The organism is Vibrio sp. V42_P2S4T144 (assembly GCF_009904715.1).
Classification (GTDB): Bacteria; Pseudomonadota; Gammaproteobacteria; order Enterobacterales; family Vibrionaceae; genus Vibrio; species Vibrio alginolyticus.
This window is the reverse complement of record NZ_WXWS01000554.1, coordinates 21,608-26,613: the sequence shown is the minus strand read 5'-3', so window position 1 is coordinate 26,613 and position 5,006 is coordinate 21,608. Positions and strand designations below refer to the sequence as shown.

Genomic DNA, 5,006 nt, shown 5'->3' with positions numbered 1-5,006 from the left:
ATGTACTGCTGAGAAAACTTACGGCTGAACCACATATCTCCTTGAAGCACCTTACCAATACCAACTTGCAACGTTTTTATATCATCAGAGGTATAGAAAATACCGGCCAAAGTACGCCAAGCAAAGAGATCTTCTGTCGATATGGATTGCTCACAATTAATTAAGATTTCAAGCGTGTCTTTCTGCTTGGCCGCTTTAAACTCCGCATAACGGCGAAAAATTTCATCCGTGATCACGCTGCAATCAACAATAATGGCTGATGCAAGAGATTCATGTAACACTCCGTGAATCAGATTATCTGGCGTGATTAGAGCAACACTAATACCGAGTTTGGTCTCCAATACATCTTTCAACAGAGATGACTGTAGACTTCCCTCCGTGATTAAAATAACGTTTCTTTTTTTTTGCTGCTCCATCCTGATCGCATTCCCTTGGTCGTTTTTATTGAAATACGCAATAGATTTAGATAGAGCGGTAGTATTGTCAAGTATGAAAATCACTAGTACTAATTAATAACTCATTGAAGTGTCAATAATTTTTAAGTGGCAAGTATGTGAGAGGTATTAGCATTTTTCACACATTAAAAAAGGGAGTATAAACTCCCTTTTTGTGTTTGAGCAGGTGATTTAATCACGCACGTTAGAGGCAAAACACCACCTAACTTAGTGGATTGGAACTGCGTTTTTTTGGTTAAACTTACCAAAGTGTTGTTCTAACACTTCTGGCGTCAGCTTACCTTCCGCTTCCAGCTTTTTCAGCTCAGCGACGATCGCTTTTTGCTCTTCTAGCGACGGCAGTTTTACTTCTGGCTCCTGAGCGGTTTCTTGAGAAATTTGCTCTAGTTCTTTTTCGAAGTCATTCATAGTACTTACCTAAAATTAATGATTGAACTTTTAAACTTCGCCTATTCTATCCAACTCTATAACTTGAAGCTACCAACCATCTTGTCTAAACGAGAAGAGAGCGCTTGAAGATCGCGACTTGCATCCGCCAACTCTTCTGCTGTCGCGGTTGTCATTTCATTTATCGCGTTGATTTCTTCGATATTTTGATTAATGGTATGCACCACCGTGGATTGCTCTTCCGTCGCCGTTGCAACTTGTGTATTACGATCAGAGATGTCGGTGATTCGTTCAGAAATACTGATTAATACCTCGACTGCTTCATCGGTAGAAGTAACCCCTTCTATGGTGACCGCTTTGCCCGCTTCCATAGCACTTACCGCGTCTTGTGCGTCACTTTGAAGCTGATTGATCATGCGCTGAATCTCTTCTGTAGAATCAGCCGTGCGTGAAGCTAGGTTTCTTACCTCATCAGCAACAACCGCAAAACCACGTCCCTGCTCACCAGCACGAGCAGCCTCAATTGCAGCGTTTAGCGCAAGTAAATTCGTTTGCTCAGAGATGTCACGAATTACACCCAGAATCGAGCCAATATCTTTGGTTGTCGACGCCAACTGCGTAACAACAATATTGGTTGTTTCAACATCATCGGCTAGGCGGCTGATCACCTCTTTTGCTTTCATCACAACTTCTCGACCAGTTTGAGTGTTATCTGAAGCCTGATTTGCCGTATCAGCAGCGGTAGCAGCGTTCGATGCAATTTCACTGATGGTCGCACCCATTTGGTTGATAGCTGCAACTACTTGAATGGTTTGATCACGCTGCTCTTGGCTGTTGTCGTGTGTGGATGTTGCTTTCGTTGACACACTTTCTGCCGCTTGACTTAATGAGCCACTGGTTAGAGCAACCTCTTTCATCGTGGCATGAATCTTCTCAATAAATCCATTAAAGCCTTTTGAAAGCTGAGCAATTTCATCATTACCCTTAATTTCAATACGCTGCGCCAAATCGCCTTCACCTTGCCCAAGGTCGGTAAAACGATCGGCAATCAGTCGGATTGGTTTCGTAATGCTGTTTGCCAACCATACGCCCATGAGGATGAATACAACGGCAACAATGATGGTCGTAAACAGCATTTTTTTAGCTGTCGCATTAAGGTCTGCGAATACTTCATCAACGGGAACCACGCCAATAACAAACCAGTTCATTGAAGGAACATACAAACTAGAAACAAAAGTATCCTGCCCTTCAAACTCCACATTAATTAGGTTGAAGCTATTTTTGTTCAACAGCGCACTTGCGTCACTACCAAATAGTTTAGTGATAGAAGTTTGGTTCTTACCTTGTTGGCGGTGTATTTGAATCTGGCCTTGTTCATTAGTGAGGAACACGTAACCCGTATCTTCAATTTTAAACCCATTGAGCAAAGCAACCATGTCTCCCATAGATTTAGAGAGACCTGACATTGATGTACCATTAAGATCTTGGAAATTGGCAAACATTTTCACTTCGCCATTTGCCTCTTGGAACACACTCACGGACGTTTCTTGACCAGACGACGTAAATCCAAAGAACCAAGCATCTTGCGTTCGGTTAAGTTGACGTAAGAATCCGTTTTGATTCCAGTAATATGCCGTTTGACGATTCGCTACCGACGCATCATTAAGACCATACTGTGATTTAACGTTATTGAGCTGCTGAACCAACTGAACTTCTACTGACGGATCACGGTCTGTATTAGATAGGGCTTCAACAATAAATTCGTTTGTAGCCAGCTGTTTTGCCGCTTGTTGCATTTCGACAACTTCGCGGTCAATTTCGGTATTGATTTGCTGCAACATCGCAGGTAGCTCGATGTCAATAAGACGATGGCTCAATACATCTCTCGCATGACGCTGAGCCATAACACCAACAATGATTGTTGATGCTAGAACAGCAAACGTAATGCCAAGTACAACCTTCTGTTTGATGCTCAAGGAATGAAGTTTCAACATATTCGGACCTTTTAAAAGAATCACTTGTTATTGGCCCCACAAGGGGAATCAGGTGCATATCTCATGACACGCACACCACGGAATCTTTATCGGCTCATATGTACAAAACTAGAGGCATTTCTCATTATATTATGAAAAATAAATGTAACACACTGTCAAATAAGCACTTTCAGAGATAGCACGTACTTGCAATTCTCTGTAGCGTCCCAATATTGAAAAGATAAATTGCAATAGAGCGTTGGAACTTTTTTCACATGGAAAATGACCAATACTCAACACGAAAATCACATGGATACCGAGAGTCCAAAGCATGCATAAATCTAACTTCGAAACTCTTCAGCAATACTTAGAGTCGCAGATCATCGGACAGCAAGATCTGGTAAAGCAACTGCTTGTTGCGCTTCTTGCGGATGGGCATATTTTAGTTGAAGGCCCTCCTGGGTTAGCAAAAACCCGTGCAGTAAAATCACTCTCAGACTGTGTTGAAGGCGACTTCCACCGCATTCAGTTCACCCCTGATTTGCTGCCAGCCGATTTAACCGGCACCGATATCTTCCGTCCCGAAACCGGAGAATTCACTTTCCAATCAGGTCCTATCTTCAACTCGCTTATTCTTGCGGATGAGATAAACCGTGCGCCAGCCAAAGTACAAGCGGCAATGCTTGAAGCAATGGCAGAGAAACAAGTCACAGCAGGTCGTCATACCTACCCGCTGCCAGAGTTGTTTTTGGTTATGGCAACTCAAAACCCGATAGAGCAAGAAGGGACCTACCCCCTTCCTGAAGCGCAGCTAGACCGCTTTTTATTGCATTTAGAAGTGGAATACCCAGATGCGGAGCATGAGCTATCTATCTTGCGTATTAACCGCGGAGAAGCAAAAGGCGAAGCAAAGGTTGAACGCCCAATGTTAAGCCAACACGATATATTCACCGCACGTAAAGAAGTGTTGGATATTCATATGGCGGAAACGATAGAGCAGTACATCGTCCGTTTAGTTATGGCGACACGTCAAGCCAACGAATATGACACTGAGTTGGACAAGTGGTTGTCAATGGGTGTGAGTCCGCGTGCCACCATCGCTCTTGATCGCTGTGCACGTGCGCACGCCTGGCTTGCTGGTCGTGATTTTGTCTCTCCGGAAGATGTTCAAACCATGGCTTATCCGGTACTGCGCCACCGTTTATTGTTGAGTTATCACGCTCAAGCGGAAGGCATTACGGCAAACCAGGTCATCGATAAACTGCTAAACCTTGTTGGCAGTGCATAAACAGGTGAGTGATATGTCCGCTACACATTCATTACCACCTCATGCGAATGGGGTGACATTAACCCTTGAAGAGCTGCTCCAATATCGCACTCAATCTGTACGTTGGTTACCACCAGCACAGAGTCTCTGGTCGCAGATGAGTGGTAACCATACCAGTCGCCAAAAAGGGCGAGGTATGGATTTTATGGAGGTACGCCAATATCAACCTGGCGACGATATTCGCAGCATTGATTGGCGAGTCACCGCTAGGACCGGTAAAGCACATACAAAGTTGTTTGCAGAAGATAAAGAGCAAGCGGTCATTCTTTATCTTGATCTAAGTTCTAGTCTACATTTTGGATCTAAGTATGTACTCAAATCCGTTCAATTGGCCCACTTTGCCAGTGTTCTAATTTGGCTAACTCTAGCTAAAAAAGATCGCATCGGCGCAGTGATTGATGACGGACATCAATGTCTTGAATTTCGCCCCTCTTCTTTACAAAGACAAGGGCTGCGGATTCTTAACGCCATAGTCGACATACATAATGCGCAAGTAACTCGTACTGCAAGCAACGACACTCGTACACTGCCTTATACACAAGTATTGGAGACACTTCATACGCTCACCCCAAAAGGCAGCGAATTGATTATGCTCAGTGACTTTGCCCACGTAACACCAACGGAACTGGCACAACTACGTCGACTCAAACAACACAATAGCGTAAGGGCCGTTCAGTTTTATGATCCGTTAGAAAGAGGCGAAACAGACTTTAGAGGTCAAGTGAAAGCTTCGGATGGGCTGCATAGTCAATGGTTTAACTTTGGCTCTAAAGGACAACGAAGAGAACTCGAAAGCCACTTTACCCAACATCAAGAAACCATTAAGCAGCAGTGCCATTCGATAGCAATTCCATTTAACACGCT

Annotated in this window: 4 protein-coding genes and 1 pseudogene; 2 read left to right on the top strand and 3 right to left on the bottom strand. The window is 43.8% G+C overall.

Translation table 11 applies throughout. The features are described from left to right. The 3 genes and pseudogenes from CAG68_RS18460 to CAG68_RS18450 form a co-directional block, all read right to left on the bottom strand. Nucleotides 1–416, bottom strand: a pseudogene (locus tag CAG68_RS18460) (LuxR C-terminal-related transcriptional regulator); the annotation flags it as partial. Between the two features lie 246 nt (nucleotides 417–662). Then, nucleotides 663–863 (bottom strand): restriction endonuclease subunit S, encoded by a 201-nt coding sequence (locus CAG68_RS18455; protein ID WP_005375165.1) that lies wholly within the window; start codon nucleotides 861–863, stop codon nucleotides 663–665. A gap of 56 nt (nucleotides 864–919) precedes the next feature. Further along, the gene (locus tag CAG68_RS18450) at nucleotides 920–2,836 is read right to left on the bottom strand and encodes a methyl-accepting chemotaxis protein (protein WP_017821859.1); all 1,917 of its coding nucleotides are present in this window, start codon (nucleotides 2,834–2,836) and stop codon (nucleotides 920–922) included. A gap of 310 nt (nucleotides 2,837–3,146) precedes the next feature. Between CAG68_RS18450 and CAG68_RS18445 the strand changes: the two genes are divergently transcribed. Both CAG68_RS18445 and CAG68_RS18440 read left to right on the top strand, forming a co-directional pair. Beyond that, the gene (locus tag CAG68_RS18445; protein ID WP_054578631.1) at nucleotides 3,147–4,103 is read left to right on the top strand and encodes an AAA family ATPase; all 957 of its coding nucleotides are present in this window, start codon (nucleotides 3,147–3,149) and stop codon (nucleotides 4,101–4,103) included. Between the two features lie 13 nt (nucleotides 4,104–4,116). Beyond that, on the top strand, nucleotides 4,117–5,006 hold an 890-nt coding region (locus CAG68_RS18440), incomplete at its 3' end, for a DUF58 domain-containing protein (protein ID WP_161441484.1).

Excerpts from the sequence above, each read along its gene's own strand:
- CAG68_RS18455 (WP_005375165.1), bottom strand. The coding sequence starts at position 863 with ATGAATGACTTCGAAAAAGAACTAGAGCAAATTTCTCAAGAAACCGCT.
- CAG68_RS18450 (WP_017821859.1), bottom strand. The coding sequence starts at position 2,836 with ATGTTGAAACTTCATTCCTTGAGCATCAAACAGAAGGTTGTACTTGGC.
- CAG68_RS18445 (WP_054578631.1), top strand. The coding sequence starts at position 3,147 with ATGCATAAATCTAACTTCGAAACTCTTCAGCAATACTTAGAGTCGCAG.